This window comes from Bacillus sp. AFS053548, assembly GCF_002575105.1.
In the GTDB taxonomy this organism is placed as follows: domain Bacteria; phylum Bacillota; class Bacilli; order Bacillales; family Bacillaceae_G; genus Gottfriedia.
In genome coordinates, this window is record NZ_NUHI01000003.1 from 55,748 (window position 1) to 73,815 (window position 18,068).

Sequence of the window (18,068 nt, forward strand, 5' to 3'; positions counted from 1 at the left end):
TCTTCAAGAGTTAGGTCTTAATTCATATTAATTCAGGATTCCCACCAGACTAGTTCTGGTGTTTTTTTGTGAAATTGTATGAATTAACTCGTAAGTGGTTTATGGGTATATATATAAGTGTAAAAAGTTGAAGTCAGCATACTCATAAGAGGTTCATGAGTAAGTAAAAAGGCTAAAAATAATAAATACCTTACCTAAGAGTGGATTTATTTGTACAAATTAATAATTAGCACAATTTTCCTAATTTAATTAATGATTTATTAACGAAATACTTAAAAATTATCAAATCCTTCTATATTCCCCCAATTACATCATACAATTTTTAAGATGTTTTTAATAAAATTCCAAATAATCTTAAAAATATTAAATAATTCCACAGTTAAACGTCGATAAAATAAGTTAAAGGTCATATTCTTGCAAAGTTGAAAAATGTTAAAATCCCCCAATTTACTATGAATCTATGTTTATATAAAATCTTACAAAAGAGGGGAGGAGGTAATTTAAGAGTTCTATTTAAGGTAGAACGTTGAAGAGGTTAATAAACGTATAATACATAAACTTAAATTCATATTTTCTGAGGAGGACTAACATTGAAAATGAAAGTTGTTTCCGCTGTCTTAGCAACAGCGATGGTAGCCGAATTATTTGCTACTACAATGAAGCCAGTTCATGTAGTACAAGCATCTACTCAAACTAAGGTTGATCAAGCATTACAACAAATGACGCCAGAACAACGAAGAGCGATTCAAAATTTGACGCAATCAACGACAACAGGACTTCAAATGTCACCTGAAACCGATTTGTCAACAGAAAAAGAGATTTCTGTAATCGTTGAGTTTAAAAATAAACCTTCAAAAACAGCGGTATTAATCGAAAAAATGAATGGTAAAGACCTGACTCAAGATGAGGCCGACGAATTGGTCGAAAAAGACCATGCTACATTTATTCAAGACTTAGAATCTTTAAAGATAAAAGGTAAAATTGATCGAACTTATGGGCAAGTGTTTAATGGTGTATCTTTGAGTCTGCCTGCTAATGAAGTTAAGAACTTATTGGAATCAAAAGCTGTAAAAAGTGTTTGGGAAAACCAAACAATTCAATTAGATAGTACGACTGAGACAGAAGCACAAGGAACTTCAGCTTACACTGGTAAGGACCCTCAAGAAATTATGGGTGTAGACAAGCTACACAAGGAAGGTATTACAGGTAAAGGAGTTAAAATTGGCATCTTAGATACGGGAATGGACTATAATCACCCTGATTTAAAGGATGCTTTTAAAGGTGGATACGATTTTGTAGATGATGATAATGATCCAATGGAAACTACTTATGATGATTGGATTAATGCTGGGAAACCTGAAAATGGAGGACGGGCTTATTATACGGATCATGGGACACATGTGTCCGGAATTATTGCTGGTCAGCAGAAAAATGATGCGATGTACTCAAAGCTGGGCGTAGCACCAGATGCAGAATTGCATGTATATCGTGTTTTAGGTCCTTATTCAACAGGTTCGGAAGAGAATATTATTGCAGGGGTTGAACAGGCTGTAAAAGATAAAATGGATATTATCAATATGTCCCTTGGTAATACATATAATAGTCCTTTATCACCTATTTCTGTTGCGGTTAATAATGCAGTGATATCTGGAGTAACTGCTATATTAGCTGCTGGAAATAGTGGAGGAGCTATGTATACTATAGGTTCTCCAGCTGCTTCTCCATTGGCAATTACAGTTGGTTCCACAAACACCGAAGTTGCGCTTCCAGGTTTTGTAGGAACATTTAATTCTGCCAACAAACAAACAACTGCTGAAATTCGTTATTGTACAACTGGATTTGGAATTGAATCTAGACTACTAAAAGGTCAAACAATTGATGTGGTTGATGCGAATTTTGGTACATTGGCTGATTTCGCAAAAATTAATGTCAAAGACAAAATCGCTTTCGTTTCAACGGGAGGAGGTATACAAGTTAGTCAAATGGTAGCCAATGCAAAAATAAATGGAGCTAAAGCTATATTCATCTTTGACAAATATGGTTCTGGATATATTAGTGATAGACTGACTGAAATACCTGAATATATTCCAACTCAAATTATGTCAGGTCAACAAGGAAAAGAAGTGAAGGAACTATTAAAAACAGGGCCCGTTTCATTTACATTTAATGAAATAAAAGAAAAATATATGGCTACTGATGATACGATATCCTCTTTCAGTTCACGTGGACCGACCTTAAATACTTACGATATCAAGCCAGAAATCCTTGCACCAGGTGGTACAATCATGTCTACTGTGTCAGATCATTACCGAGGAAAAGACTATCTAGGAAACTATCAATATGCTTACGAAAAGTTGTCTGGCACTTCAATGGCTACGCCGCATGTTGTAGGAATTGCTGCTTTAATGCTGCAAGCTAATCCTAAACTTTCTCCAGAGGATGTAAAAAGTACTTTAATGAATACTGCCGATGCAATTACTGGAAATCTTAGCGTGTACGAAGCAGGGGCAGGTCGAGTAGACGCATATGAAGCTGTTCATGCTACCTCCACTTTTGAAGTACAAGATGACACAATTACCTTGAACGTAAACGACAAAGAAAGAAAAATTAAAGAAATTACAGGAGCATTGAGCTTTGGTTCACATTATGCAAGTGATAATGAGATCACTGCAACGAAAGAAATTGATATAAAAAATAATAGCAAACAAGAACAAATCTATGATGTAAAAGTAAGCTATCAGACAACAAGAATGTCCAATGACGCAGTTTCAAATGGTGTAGTATTAGAAACAGCTCCTTCTATAACATTGAAACCAGGAGGGAAAGAAAGCGTAACAGCACAAATTAAAATCCCTACTTCTGCGGTAAATGGTGGATACGAGGGCTATGTTGCTTTTACAAATAGAAATAACCCAGATGATACTTATCAAATTCCATTTGGCATCCGAAAAGTAAAAGAAGGTGTCGGTAATATCAATATTGCCAATAATATGACAACAATCCAAGGAAATGGAAGTACAACTTATCTAGGAGGGAATTTTTCATTAAATTCTTTTATGAAATCGATTGATTTGTTTTTAGAAAATGCAAAAACTGGAGAAGACCTTGGATTTGTAGGGAATTATGACGGGGCGATGATTGGAGAAAATACGCCTACAACCTTTAGCTTTAGTGGAAATTATTATCCGTTTACTGATAATAAAAAGGACCCAATTTCCTATGAAACTAAAATGGCAGAACCGGGTTCATATAAACTTAAATTTGTGTTTACGGATTATCAAGGAAAAGAAACGATTGTAGAAAAACCGTTTATTATTGATAATGAGATGCCGACAATTGAAACAGAATTGCAAGATGGAATTGTTGAAATTGATCCTACTTCACCAAAAATACAAATCAATGGTAAGGTATTTGATAAGCAAATCGAAGACGCAGTAGCACTAGGATTCGATGTAAAACAAGGCAATAATCGATTAAATTATCGTATTGGGAGCACACCTTACCCACAGACGTATACTGTTGATCCAATGGGGAATTTCAACTTTACAACAAACTTCCAGGTCAACCAGCAAGTCATGCCTGTAACTTTATATAGTCAAGACAGATCGGGACTTTCTTCAATACAAAAGGAATTCATGTTTGTTAAAAAAGGAATAAACTATATTTCTACTGTTCCTGATAAAAAACAAGTCAAAACAGGTGATACAATCATTTTTACAACAAAAGCAAATAACTCATCAAACTGGAAAGAAGCAAAATGGAATTATCAATTTAACAAAGATTATCTTGCGATTGAATCAGTTGAAGTTTCGGATGAATTGAAAGATAAGGTTTCATTGGTAACAACAGAAACTAGTACTGGTATGACAGTTTCCCTTAAATCACTTTCAGGAGAAATTCCATCATTTGCAACACTACCATTATTACAGGTAAAGGCTAAAGTGAAGGAAGATAAATTCATAGATACATATACTAACATGTCAGTAACAAATCCTATTTACACAGCTGAAAATGGCACAAATACAACATCCGTTTCAGTACATCCTTCTTTTAAAATATTGCCTAAATACTCCCAATTGACAGGATATATGAACGGGGAAGGGGTCTATTACCGAGATGGATATGGACAACTACTTACTACGTATGTTGATTATCCGTCATTAGGTGCTAAAGTAAATGTAATCGACCAATATGGAAACACATATGAAGGGAAAGTATCAAAGGATGCAAAGTTTACCATAGATGGATTACCTTCTGATCGTAAAGAATTAACTTTACGATTTGACGTTCCAGGTCATTTTACATTAGAAAAAAAATTCACAATTGGCCGTGAAGACGGCATTGGAGAGCTACAAATGATTTCATTCAAACCTGCAAATGCTGGCGATGTTAATAAAGACAATTTAGTCGATATTGATGACGCAGTTTACTTGAGAGATCATTGGAAAACATCGGATCGAAATGGAGATATCAACTTTGACGGAATTGTTGATATGAAAGATATGAATTATATTGTAAATAATTATCTAAAAGAAAATCCTACTGTAAAAGCTGAAAAAACGCCTAAACAAAATGCGAATGGTAAAACGTTAACCGAGATTATCAGTACATTAAACTGATTTTATCATTATCCGACAGAAGACTCGTTCCTAAGGTTACGTGAAGGTTTGATAACACCAGTAATAGGTGGGAGATGAATGACGGTTGGCGTTAGCCAAAATGCTTTCTTCTTTTGCTACTATTCTCTACAATAGATAATGTAAATTCCGTAGAAAAAGAATGAATTCAAGTGTAGTGCTTGTTGCGTAAATAGAACTCGTCTGGTGGTTGTCATTCGCCTGAAGCATTCAAGAGTCGCAAATAGAACAACTGTAATACCCCTCAGTAAAAAACAGGCTGAGTACGTTTCACCTAGCGCTAGGTGATACCAAACCGTAGGAACTACGGGGTTAGCTTGGTAAATAAAAGTAACCTCTGCTGGTAAAGAATCACTAGTAAGTATGCTTTGTTCCCAAGAATCTCCCACTTCAAACAACCTGTAAGGGTGTTAAGTGGTGAGTAGTTCAAGAGAATATGACTAGATTAATCTAATTTCTTAAAGCAAATCTATGAAGCTATACTTCAAAAAGGAGTATAGCTTTTTTTTTGGTAATGATTTTAATAAAAAATATATGTATTTTGTAATAAATTCCTACAAATCCCACAATTTTTAGCTGAAAAAATCTTACAAAAAACAACAAAAACCATCTTTTTGTGATTTTTTACCTTTTTATTTTCATAAAGAAGCCAATATGAAAATAATTAAAAGACTATTCCGACTTTACTTAATAGATTAGGATAAAAGGTTAATGTTCTACTTTTGAAATCTACTAAATTTTAGAGATGATCATCGCGAAATATAACAAGATTTATTGGGAATAAATGTAATTTTTGTAGAAAATTGAAGATTAATATCAACTGAAATTCCCCCAATACACTTTAAGAATTTGTCTGATTATAATGATAATTGTAAGATTTTTCAGAAAAGTACAAAAAAGGGGAGTGCAGATGATGAATCATAAAAACAAAAAAATTGTCAAAGTAATGACTGCTGGAGTAATCACCTCTAGTTTATTTTCAGCAAGTTTAATTTCAGGCCACAAAACTTTCGCAGTGACAAACTCTACGGATTCTAATGCTAGTATTAAGGATATCGATAGTTATATTAAAAATATATCCAATGCAGATAGAGAAATGATTCACAGCATGCAGGAAAATAATAATGCTGAAGGGTTAAAGATCTCACCTGATGTAGATTTAAATGTAGATACACCTTTAAATGTAATTGTTCAGTTTAAACAAGCTCCATCAGAAATTGATTTTAAAATCAATCAAAAGAGCGGCCTTAATGCTTCCATTCAGGAGTCAAAAGATAAAGTAGAGGAATCTCATAAAAAATTCAAAGAACAATTAAATGGAAATGCAAAATTAAAATCGATTGGTATAAATAGAGAATACAAGAGCATCTTCAACGGCGTTGCAATGACACTACCTGCTAATGAAGTAAAAGAACTTTTAACATTAGATACGGTTAATGCTGTTTATGAAGATCGAGAAATTACGGTAGAACCATTCGTAGAACAAAATGGTGAGCCGACAAACAATGCTTCGATTAAATTAAATAATATGGAACAAATCGGTGCTGAGAAACTTCACAAAGAAGGTATCACTGGTAAAGGTATTAAAGTAGGTGTCATTGATACAGGTATCGATTATACTCATCCTGATATAAAAGATGTGTATAAGGGAGGATATGATTTAGTAAATAACGACTCAGATCCTATGGAATCAACTTATGATGATTGGAAAAAATCTGGACAACCTGAATTAAATCCAACTTCTGGTGAACCGTGGTATACGGCTCATGGAACACATGTATCTGGTATTATCGCTGGAACGGGTAAAAATAAGTCTGATTTCGCCATAACAGGTGTAGCCCCAGAAGTAGAACTTTATGGTTATAAAGTTCTAGGACCATATGGTACTGGATCTTCAAATACGATTCTTGCAGGAATTGAAAAAGCTGTAGAAGATAAGATGGATGTTATTAACCTATCATTAGGGGCACCTGTTGCCAATCCACTTGATCCGTTGGCAGTTGCGATCAATAATGCTACTCTAGCTGGTACTGTATGTGTTCTTGCAGCTGGGAATGCTGGACCTAACCAGTATACGATTGGTAGCCCAGCTTCATCTGCACTTGGTATTACAGTTGGCGCAAGCAGTTCTCCTATTTCGGTCCAAACTAGTAATGCAGTCGCAACATCAGCAACTGAAACAGCTAAATTGGATAATATGAGAATGATGGGTTCAGATTATACTAATCTAAATACATTGAAGGGATTAAACCTTCCAATTGTTTATGTAGGTAAAGGTCAAGTTGCAGATTACAATGGTAAAAATGTTAAAGACAAGATTGTACTGATGGAGCGTGGCGATTTAACTTTAAATGTAAAAATTAAGAATGCAAAGGCAAATGGCGCCAAGGCTGTAATCATGTTCAATAATATCGATGGTGAAACGTATATTCCTTATTATTTCGGAAACAATTTTGACTTTATCCCAACCTTTAGTATTCCAAATGATCAAGGTAAAAACCTTGTCAATATGTTAACTAAAGGAAATGTAAACGTAATGATGAATGATTTTGGATCTTTTGATACTGATGGAGATAAATTGGCTGACTTTAGTTCAAAAGGACCAGCAAGAAGATATTATGACATAAAGCCTGAGGTTACCGCACCAGGAGTAGCAGTATTTTCTTCAATCCCAGCTTATTACAATGGAGTAGCGCATAAGGAAGACTATGAACATGCATATGCGAGATTTGATGGTACTTCGATGGCTGCACCACATGTAACCGGTTCTGCTGCATTAATTTTACAAGCTCATCCTGACTACACTCCTGAGCAAGTTAAGTTAGCATTAATGAATTCAGCAGATGCTTTAAATGGATCATACAGTGTTTTTGAAGAAGGATCAGGAAGAATTGATGCAGATGAAGCAGTACATTCTTCTATTCAAATTGGTGTGAAGGATGAAGCACCAACGCTTGATGAAAATGGAAATAAAATGATGATTCAAGAGACGGCTGGCGATTTAAGCTACGGTGCTATTGTATCAACAGATGAGGATTATACAGACAAAAAGACAATTGAACTGACAAACAACTCAGATAAAGATAAGGTATTTGACGTAAAAGTTCAATATAATAACGTTAGCAGTTACGATAAGGACGCAGTAAAAAATGGTATTTCTTTAGCTGTACCAACTGAAGTTAGAGCTAAAGTACATGGTATGTCAAAATTCAAACCTATCTTAACAGTTCCAAAAACAGCTGAATTAGGCATTTATGAAGGGTACATTACCTTTACGAATAAAGAAGATCAAAATGAAGTCTATCAAATTCCATTTGGCTTAAATAAAATGGAGCAAGGTATTAAAGATGTTCTATTAACAACAAAAGCTTTTAATACAAGAAGAGATTTACCATTCGCAATCTCTGGAGCTACTGGAATTGCATTCTCACTGAATAGTCGCATGGAAACAGTTGACGTTTTATTAAAGAATGCGGATACTGGTGAAGAATTAGGGATGATTGACTCATTTGACGGCGGATATAATGAAGGTATGACATATGGTTTAGATGGTGGATTTAATGGTCTTTACTTCCCGTTCACAGGGAATCCAGATCAACCAGTTCACGTAACAAGAGCACTTGCTTCTCCAGGAAGATATGAGATTGAAATTGTTGGAACAAACGAAGAAGGAAAAGTATTTAAAAAGTCACAGCAAGTTGTCATTGATAATACACTACCAACGATGAAAATGAATATCCCAGGTGGAGTTTATGAAGTTGATGATGCAGGTCTAAAAATTACTGGTAATATTTCAGATTCAAGTATTGATCAATTTAACAAAAACGGTGATAATACTGACCAATCTAAAAATACAGTTAAAGTAACTGGTGCACAAAACCCTATTGGTAATGTACCACTAGTCGTTGATAGCAATGGAAACTTTGAATACACAAGAAAAATCCAAGCAGAGAAAAATTTCTCAACAATGACTTTATTTGGCCAAGACCTTGCAACAAACGGTATACAAAATCACCCAAGTCAAACATACACTTTGGTTAAAAAAGGACAACCTTACATCAAATTAACAACTGACAAATTTGACGCAAAATACGGTGATACTATTAAAGTAACTTTAAGCGAACATAATATTAAAAACCTAATGGGTGGTGAGTTTACACTTGCTTATCCTAAAGATGTATTTGAATACCAAAGTACAGAAATTAGTAGCGAATATGTTAATGCAGCAAAAGCTTTAGGGTTAACAGCTAACCTAACTGCTCAAGATCAAAAAACCGATACATCTAATAACTGGCTTAAATTAACGACAAGTTTAGATGGCCCTACTCCTTCAACAGGAATTAATTCAAATATGCCAGTGGCTACGATTACTTTAAAAGTTAAAGATAAGCCAAACCTATATACAAAATGGGTTCAACAATTAAGCTTCCAAACTGCTAAAGCGAATATTTTAGGTCAACCACAAATGACAATAAACAATAAATTTGGCCAAGGAGTTAATATTATTCCATCTTATTCAATTCTTGAAGGTGGATTCCTGCCAGATGGATTTATTCCAAGTAATTCTATTTGGTTAGATCCAAAGATGGATTATTCAAAAGTAGGAGCAGAAGTATTCATTATTGGTAGCAAAGATGGAAAACGTTATGACGCAACGATTAACAGTGCTGCTAGATTCTCAGTACCTAATCTGCCATTACTAGATCAATCTTACGAAATCGTCATCAAAATACCAGGACATTTCGAAAGACATGTAAATGTTAATGAAATGGTAGATTCGTACGATGCAATGGATGCAGGAAAATTAAAGTATTTCTACTACGCTACAATGAAAGCTGGAGACGTTAACAATGACAATGTTGTTGATATACTTGACGCAGTCTACATCACTAGCAAACTAAATACAAATGATCGAAATGCAGATATCAACTTCGACGGAAAAGTTGATTTCAAAGATCTTGATTTTGTTAAGAGAAACTATCTAATGCAAAACCCTGACGTATCTGGAAAAATCAAACCAGTTACAAAATATAAAGGGAAAACGATTGATGATTATATTAAACCATTAGGATAAGTTTTGTAGATTTTGGCCACTAGCTTCTATGCTGGTGGTTTTTTTGTACTCATAAGGCGTTCATGAGTAAGTAAAGCTCCAAAATAAGAAAATAGGTTACTCATAAGGCGATCATGAGTAAGTAAAATAGCGAAAAGATGAAAAATGGTTACTCATAAGGCGATCATGAGTAAGTAAAATAGCAAAAAGATGAAATTTGGTTACTCATAAGGCGTTCATGAGTAAGTAATATAGCAAAAATAAGAAATGTGGTTACTCATAAGGAGTTCATGAGTAAGTAATATAGCAAAAAGATGAAATCTGGTTACTCATAAGGCGTTCATGAGTAAGTAAAATAGCAAAAAAATGAAATCTGGTTACTCATAAAAAGATCATGAGTAAGTAAAATAGCAAAAAGATGAAATATGGTTACTCATAAGGCGTTTATGAGTAAGTAAAATAGCAAAAAGATGAAATCTGGTTACTCATAAGGAGTTCATGAGTAAGTAAAAACGAAAAAATAAGAAATATACTTACTCATAAGGTGCTCATGAGTAAGTAAAAACGCAAAAAAATGAAAAATGGTTACTCATAAGGAGTTCATGAGTAAGTAAAATAGTAAAAAGATGAAAAATGGTTACTCATAAGGAGTTCATGAGTAAGTAAAATAGCAAAAAAATCAAAGATACTAACTCATAAAGGACCATGAGTTAGTAAATAAAGCAAAAATAAGAAAATACTCCACCCATCAAGGATTCAAAAGTAGCTAAAATAAAAAAATGCACTCACAATAATGAGTACAAGCTATAGTCTCTAAACAAAATAACTATATTTTCCATGTCCATTCTTAGTGAAATTTTCACGTAGTACTTTCCAAATTCCTTTTTTTGATTTATAAATTCCACACCAATCATAAACCGCATTAGTTGTAATTTTTCTATCTGGAAAAAGTAATTTAAGTTCGTCAATACTTCTTAATATTCCATTGGGAAGATCTTCTACATAGTCACACGCTTTACAGAGCAGTTTCCAGTTTTTAACTTCGGATCTATACGCATACAGTTTACACAAATGATCCCCTTTTCTAGTTGATCATAGTGATATATTGGATATTGAGAGTATTTTGACTCTGTTTTATGAAGTGATAATAAAGCTTTGGTGAGTTTGAAATGATTAACATTTAATTTGAAATGTTGCATGTTTAATTCATTTATTAGGCGATTTAATTGTGAAGGAAAAATAATGGGTAGGTTCATAGGAGCATGATACAAAAAAAATTCGGGGTTTACAAAAACTAAATAAGGTTTTATTTTAAAATGAATCTTGTGTTCATTTAGTAATTTTCGTAACATGGATTCGGTTCTTTTAAGTTGTTCGTAAGGATTTTTTATTTCGTTTTTTGGGGTTTTATACCATCGATCTCCTTCTATATAATAATCTCCTTCAAAATTTTTTACTTCAAATAAATAGATAGTTTCTCCGTTTATACCAATCGAATCAATTTGAAATTCGGATTTGTTACATTCGAACAATAAATCGTTAAGGAAAAGCCAATTATCTGATAGTTTTGAAGTCCATTCATCAAATTTCTTTTCACCCTTGAACCCTTTTTCTAGATAAGAAAAGTATGCTAAATCCTCATCAGATAGTTTGCTCCTTCCATTTAATATTTGATAAATCATTAGATCATTTGATTCAAATCTTTCTTTTTGATTTTTCATGTTCCACCTCCTTTTAATCTATTTTACATACGTATGAAACTGATTATTTGAAGATTTTTTAATAATTTTATGAATTATGTGTTGTTTAGACTTATTTCACACAAATTTTACACTTTTTTAAGATTTATATGATATAGTTCACTTAATTTCAATTGAAACAATCTTTTATTTTTAGAGTGTGTAGTTTACGAAAGTAGCAAGCATGCTAAGAATAAAGATAAACTAAATAAAATTTTATTACCGAGCGAGTGAAAGAAATGTCAATTAAAATGAGGTTTCTGTTGTCTTATATTGGGGTGATTCTTTTTTCAATCACATTATTATTAGCAGCAGGTTTTTTAATAATTTTTGCAATAACAGGAGACGTAAAGTCAGTAGAAAATCTTTACAAAAAGACCTATGTACAAAAGCCTTTGACTACAGTTGAAGAAAGTGTGTTTCTTGATTTGAAGCTACTTGCTAAACATAATCCTCAGCAGTTACTTAATAAGAAGGAACTTAAAAGTATAGAGCATAAGAATATCTTTATTGTAGTTCGAAATGGAACATATATTGAGTACGCTTCCCCGTCATTAGATAAAAAAGTGTTGGAAAAAGCGCTACCTGGGTTTGAGGAAACGAATATTAATACTCGAGATACGATTAAAATTAATGATTTGTTTTTTACGTATGTGAAATTTGATTTTTATTTTCCCAATCAAAGCCAAGGGAGTATTTTTGTCTTAAAGAAGGCAAGCTCATATGCCGAGGTAATTCGTAATCTTTTTCCAATTTTACTAGGTTTATTGCTTTTTTTATTTATCATAATCATCGGAATGCTAAACTATTTAGTTTCCCGAAGTATTATTAAGCCAATCTCAAAACTTAAAAATGGTGCAGAAAAAATTAAAGTTGGAGATTTGAATTTTGAAATTGATTCAAGCTCAAATGATGAAATCGGTGTATTAAATAAAGCGTTTGAGGAAATGAGAATCAAATTAAAAGAATCGATCAATCTCCAAATACAATATGAGGAAAATCGTAAAGAGCTATTGTCCAATATTTCGCATGATTTGAAAACACCGATTACTTCAATAATTGGATATGTGGAAGGGATAAAAGATGGGGTAGCAAATACTCCAGAGAAAATGGAAAAATATTTATCAACAGTTTACTCTAAAGCAAAGGATATGGATTCATTAATCGATGAATTGTTCTTATTTTCTAAACTGGATTTAAAGAAGGAACCATTTCACTTTGAAAATGTCGAAATGAATAAATATATAGGAAGCTATATAGATGAAATTTATTTGGATTTACTGCAGCAAGGCATCAAAATAGAATTTAGTCAGGCAAATGAATCAATCCATGTTACAGCGGATCGAGAAAAATTAAAAAGAGTGTTGTCAAACTTAGTAAGCAATTGTGTGAAATATATGAACAAAGAAGAAAAGAAAATTTCATTTTCATTAAATGAACAGTTAAATGAAGTAATTGTTGAAGTAACAGATAATGGTCAAGGTATTGATTCTACAGCTTTACCATTTATTTTCGAACGATTTTACCGTGCAGAACAATCAAGAAATTCACAAACTGGAGGTAGTGGTTTAGGACTAGCAATTGCAAAACAAATTGTTGAAGAGCACGGAGGGAAAATCTGGGCAGCTAGCGAGATAGATAAAGGGACAAGTATATTCTTTTCCTTAAAGAAAGGTGAGAGAAATTGAAAGAAATATTACTGATTGAAGATGATATAAGCATTGCAGAATTACAAAGAGATTATTTAGAAATAAATGATTTTCGTGTAGATATTCAACATAATGGCGATGAAGGCCTTCAACATGCACTAAAAGGTAATTATGATTTAATTATATTGGATATTATGCTGCCAGGAAAAAATGGTTTTGAAATTTGTAAAGAAATACGTGCAGTAAAAAATATTCCTATTTTATTTGTATCTGCTAAAAAAGAGGATATTGATAAAATTAGAGGCCTCGGTTTAGGTGCAGACGATTACATTACAAAGCCATTTAGCCCAAGTGAACTAGTTGCAAGAGTAAAGGCACATTTATCCCGATATGAAAGGCTGGCAGGGAACAATACCGTTTCAAAAACAATTTTCGTTCATGGAATATCAATCGATCGTTCAGCTCGTAAAGTTTTTATTAACGAAGTAGAAGTACCATTTACTACTAAAGAATTTGATTTAATGGTATTTTTTGTAATGAACCCGAACCAAGTTTTAAGTAAAGAACAGCTCTATGAAAAGGTTTGGGGCCTCGAATCAGCTGCAGACGTTTCAACTGTAACTGTCCATATTAGTAGACTACGTGAAAAGATAGAAAGAGATCCTGCAAACCCTAAGTTCTTGGAAACAGTTTGGGGAGCGGGATATCGATTTAATGTATAACGAAATTTTTAAACCATCACACTTGTTTGATATCCCACCTGGGTGAGCAGGTGGGATTTACTTCTATAAAAATAGTACAACACATGAATATTAAATGTTGGTTACATTCACTATTGTGGTCGACACTCTTTAGTATATTTGAATTCCAGGTTCAAATGAAATCGATTGATCGGCACCGTTCATCGTGACAGGGACTCCAAAAGGGACACCGTAATTTGGTGAACAATGACCGATAGGAAATCCGCTTAAAACAGTCAATCCAAGCGGGACGATATGATCATTTACAATGTCCGCTATAGTTAGGGAGTTTAGGCGTTTTTTCGGTCCGCAATCATTGAAATTTCCTAGGATAATCCCTTTACATTCCTGAAGCTTATTTGCTAATCGTAATTGATTAATCATGCGATCAATACGGTAGGGTTCTTCTTGAATGTCTTCAATAAATAAAATCTTTCCTTTTGTATCCACTTCATAGGGTGTACCGATAGTGCTTGTTAAAACTGTTAGATTGCCACCGGTCATCGGGGCAGTGACAGAATGTGAAAATGCAGGGTATGTATCTACTTCAGAAGCGGTGAAGGTGAGACTGAGCGGTTCTAATAATTGCTTGAAAGACGCTAATGTCTTTGGTGGGACATTATCTACACCACACTCTTGCATCATAGGCCCATGGAACGTCACTAGATTTGCTTTTTGTTGCAAAGCAATATGCAGAGCAGTAATGTCACTGTATCCCCAAAAGATTTTCGGATTGTTTTTGATGTGCTCAAAGTCTATGTCTTGTAGCAATCTTCCGCTTCCATATCCTCCGGTTGCACACAGTACCGCCTTTACTTCAGAGTCAGAGAAGGCATCATGTAAGTCCGACACTCTATTTGTATCACTTCCCGCAAGGTAGCCTCGTTTTTCAGTTACCCCTTTTCCGATAAGGACATTGAGGCCGGCTTGTTCAATTTTTAGCTTCATCTTCATCACATTTTCAATGTTTGGCGGACTTGATGGTGCAATTATCATCACTGTATCTCCTATTTTTAACGCATTCGGTTTTTGCATAATGATCCCTCCCACTTGAAAATATCTTCCTTTATATATTCTATATCTAGCAGGAAATTCCTCATCTTAGGCTGTAATTTTAAAAAATATATTTACTTAAATTAGGAAGGGATTACTTGTACGAAAGAGAAATTAACAATTGAATACTAGCAAGGGAGTGGTTTAAGTGAAATCCTTAGAAAATGTAGAATTTAAAGCAGAGATTTCAAAAGAAAAGCTAGTGCAGTGGAGAAGACATCTACACAAATATCCAGAGCTTTCATTTCAAGAGGAAAAAACCTCTCAATTTGTATTTGATACATTGCAATCATTTGGAAATCTGGAGCTCTCACGTCCGACGGTATATAGTGTGATGGCAAGACTAGTTGGTGGAAAGCCTGGTAAAACGCTGGCTATTCGCGCCGATATGGATGCCCTGCCGATTGTTGAAGAAAACAGATTGGAGTTCGCCTCAACAGTCCCGGGTGTGATGCATGCTTGCGGCCATGACGGGCATACGGCCATTTTACTTGGAGCGGCTGAAATTTTGGCAAAGCATAAAAATGAGATTAGTGGGGAAATCCGTTTCCTGTTCCAGCACGCCGAGGAACAATATCCGGGTGGAGCGGAGGAAATGGTGCAAGCGGGAGTTATGAATGGAGTAGACTATGTGATTGGCTTGCATCTCATGTCCGGTTTGGAAGTAGGCAAAATCGGTATCGTTTACGGACCGATGATGGCAGCCCCTGATGCATTCCATATTAAAATTAAAGGCAAAGGCGGACATGCCGCGCATCCAGAAGATACTGTGGACAGTATTGCAATCGGAGCGCAAATTATAACGAATTTACAGCATATTGTTTCGCGGAAAACCGATGCATTTGCGAAAAGGGTTCTGTCTGTTACCCAATTTCACGCAGGAACGGCTGATAATATCATTCCCGAAATTGCTGATATTGTTGGAACCGTCCGTTGCTTTGAGGAAAAGTTGCGATATGATGCTGAGGTGCGAATTGAACAAATTGTAAAAGGAATTTGCGAGGCCCATGGAGCAAGCTATTCCTGTCATTACCGTTATGGGTACAGACCAGTTATTAATCATGATGCTGTCACAAAAGTAATAGAACAAACAGCAATTGAAGAATATGGCAATGAATCTATTTCGTATATCAAACCATCTATGGGAGGGGAAGACTTTTCTGCTTTTTTACAAAAAACGGACGGTTGCTTTTTTAAAATTGGTTCAGGATCAGTGGACAGTGAAAGTACGTTTCCACACCATCATCCAAGGTTTACAATCGATGAAGAATCCCTTGTTATTGGTGTTAACATGTTTCTGAATGCAGCATGTAATCTTTTAAGTAAGGAATAAGCGCGTAACGAACTTTCAAGCAACTAATGTCTTTAGAAAACTACTAAGTTTGTTTTTCTGTTCGATAAATTGAACATTTAAAGAGGTAATTCGTTTAATATACAGAATATTATAACTATTATATATATTAAATATTGAGGAGGATTTCATTGAATAAACGATCTAAACGATTAACCGCTCTACTACTAATCATGGGCATTACACTTCCAGGATGTGCCCCCCAAAAAGAAAAGGCATCAACAGCTGAGGGCTTGGATAAACAACACACAAAACAAGTGCTGCGTTTAGTTGAAACATCTGAGCTTTCTTCAATGGATTCATCCCTTGTGGAAGACTCTGTAACACTCAGTGTACTAAATAATGTTATGGAGGGGCTATACAGACAAGGAAAAGATAGCCAGCCAGTACCTGGAATTGCAAAATCCTATACAGTGAGTAAAGATAGAAAGACTTATCTTTTTAAACTGCGTGATGCAAAATGGTCTAATGGCGATCCAGTGACGGCGCATGATTTTGAATATGCTTGGAAACGCACTTTGGATCCGACAACAGCTTCAGAATATGCCTACATAATGTATGATGTTAAAAACGCTAAGAAGATAAATGAAAAGCAACTACCTGTTGATCAATTGGGAGTAAAGGCTATCGATGATCATACGTTAGAAGTACAGCTCGATAATCCAGTGCCGTATTTTCTAAGTTTGACCACACTTGCCCCTTTCATGCCTATTAATGAAAAGGTTGTAAAGGAGCAGGGCAAGAAATATGGTTTGGAAGCGAACACAGTTGTTTATGACGGTCCGTTCAAAATGAGTGAATGGAAGCACGAACAAAGCTTTAAGCTTGAGAAAAACACGGAATATTGGGATAAAAAGAAAGTAAACCTGGATGAAATCAAGTTTAATATTGCGAAGGATAACTCCACAGCTATTAATCTATATCAGACGGGAGCAATTGATAGGGTCAGTCTAACAGCTGAATATGTGGACAAGTATAAAGACGATAAAGAATTTAAAACAGCACAAGAAGGAAGGCTTATTTACTTAAAGCTAAATAACCAAAATCCTATTTTAAAAAATGTGAATGCACGTAAAGCGATCGATATGGGCTACGACAAAAAAGGGATTACGGACGTACTCTTAAATAATGGGTCTACACCAGCTTACTATTTTGTAGCCAGACATTTGGCGTATGGTCCGGATGGGAAGGATTTCGACGATACTACAGGGGACTTCAATAAAACAAATATTGCGATGGCAAAGGAGTATTGGGAAAAAGCCAAGCAGGAGCTTGGAAAACAAAGCGTAGCTTTAGAGTTTCTAATTGCAGAAGACGATAATAATAAGAAAATTTCCCAGTATATGAAATATGAACTTGAAAAAAATCTACCTGGTTTAACAGTGAACATCAAAATGCAACCTGCACAGACTAAATTTGCGATGGAAGATAAGCTCCAGTACGATATTTCTCTTGCAGGATGGGGACCGGATTATCCTGATCCGATGACATTCTTGGATAAATGGGTGACGAACAATAACATAGCGTACTCGAATCCAAAGTATGATGAATTGATTACAAAAGCAAAAACGACACTCCTACAAGATCCGAAAGAACGATGGAAGGCTTTAGCAGATGCTGAAGAGCAATTGCTTGGAAAGGATGCAGCTATTTCACCTATGTATCAGAATGGTGTGGCTTATTTGGAAAAATCGTATGTAAAAAATGTTTACAATCATCCGTATGGGGTGAAAAACTCCTACAAATGGGCGTACATAAAAAAATAAAATGCATATAGTTTATTTTGAGATAAACTATATGAAATACGAAAAATAAAGATTAATTATCACAAATTTCATTTGAAGGA

Annotated in this window: 8 protein-coding genes; 6 read left to right on the forward strand and 2 right to left on the reverse strand. The window is 34.5% G+C overall.

Annotated elements, in window-relative coordinates; translation table 11 throughout:
• The first annotated feature begins 596 nt into the window (after positions 1–596).
• Positions 597–4,619: a S8 family serine peptidase gene (locus CN946_RS01100; RefSeq protein ID WP_286133782.1), complete on the forward strand. Its 4,023-nt coding sequence runs from the start codon at positions 597–599 to the stop codon at positions 4,617–4,619.
• A gap of 931 nt (positions 4,620–5,550) precedes the next feature.
• Positions 5,551–9,711: a S8 family serine peptidase gene (locus tag CN946_RS01105; protein ID WP_176547160.1), complete on the forward strand. Its 4,161-nt coding sequence runs from the start codon at positions 5,551–5,553 to the stop codon at positions 9,709–9,711.
• A 977-nt stretch (positions 9,712–10,688) separates the two neighbouring features.
• On the opposite strand, the gene CN946_RS01110 is transcribed toward CN946_RS01105, so the two are convergent.
• Complete coding sequence (locus CN946_RS01110) at positions 10,689–11,411, reverse strand: nuclease-related domain-containing protein (protein ID WP_098859534.1); 723 nt, start codon at positions 11,409–11,411, stop codon at positions 10,689–10,691.
• Positions 11,412–11,668: 257 nt separating this feature from the next.
• On the opposite strand from CN946_RS01110, the gene CN946_RS01115 reads away from it, so the two are divergent.
• Together CN946_RS01115 and CN946_RS01120 are read left to right on the forward strand one after the other, a co-directional pair.
• Positions 11,669–13,117 carry a sensor histidine kinase gene (locus CN946_RS01115; RefSeq protein ID WP_098859535.1) on the forward strand — a complete coding sequence of 483 codons (1,449 nt, stop codon included), beginning with the start codon at positions 11,669–11,671 and terminating at the stop codon, positions 13,115–13,117.
• Positions 13,114–13,800: a response regulator transcription factor gene (locus tag CN946_RS01120; RefSeq protein WP_098859536.1), complete on the forward strand. Its 687-nt coding sequence runs from the start codon at positions 13,114–13,116 to the stop codon at positions 13,798–13,800. The genes CN946_RS01115 and CN946_RS01120 overlap by 4 nt, the downstream gene beginning before the upstream one ends.
• A gap of 129 nt (positions 13,801–13,929) precedes the next feature.
• Here the strand turns inward: CN946_RS01120 and CN946_RS01125 are convergent, their stop codons facing one another.
• Positions 13,930–14,853 carry a S66 peptidase family protein gene (locus CN946_RS01125; RefSeq protein ID WP_098859537.1) on the reverse strand — a complete coding sequence of 308 codons (924 nt, stop codon included), beginning with the start codon at positions 14,851–14,853 and terminating at the stop codon, positions 13,930–13,932.
• Positions 14,854–15,019: 166 nt separating this feature from the next.
• On the opposite strand from CN946_RS01125, the gene CN946_RS01130 reads away from it, so the two are divergent.
• Together CN946_RS01130 and CN946_RS01135 are read left to right on the forward strand one after the other, a co-directional pair.
• Positions 15,020–16,204, forward strand: coding sequence for an amidohydrolase (locus tag CN946_RS01130; RefSeq protein WP_098859538.1), 1,185 nt, complete (start codon positions 15,020–15,022; stop codon positions 16,202–16,204).
• Positions 16,205–16,353: 149 nt separating this feature from the next.
• The gene (locus CN946_RS01135) at positions 16,354–17,988 is read left to right on the forward strand and encodes a peptide ABC transporter substrate-binding protein (protein ID WP_286133778.1); all 1,635 of its coding nucleotides are present in this window, start codon (positions 16,354–16,356) and stop codon (positions 17,986–17,988) included.
• Positions 17,989–18,068: the final 80 nt, after the last annotated feature.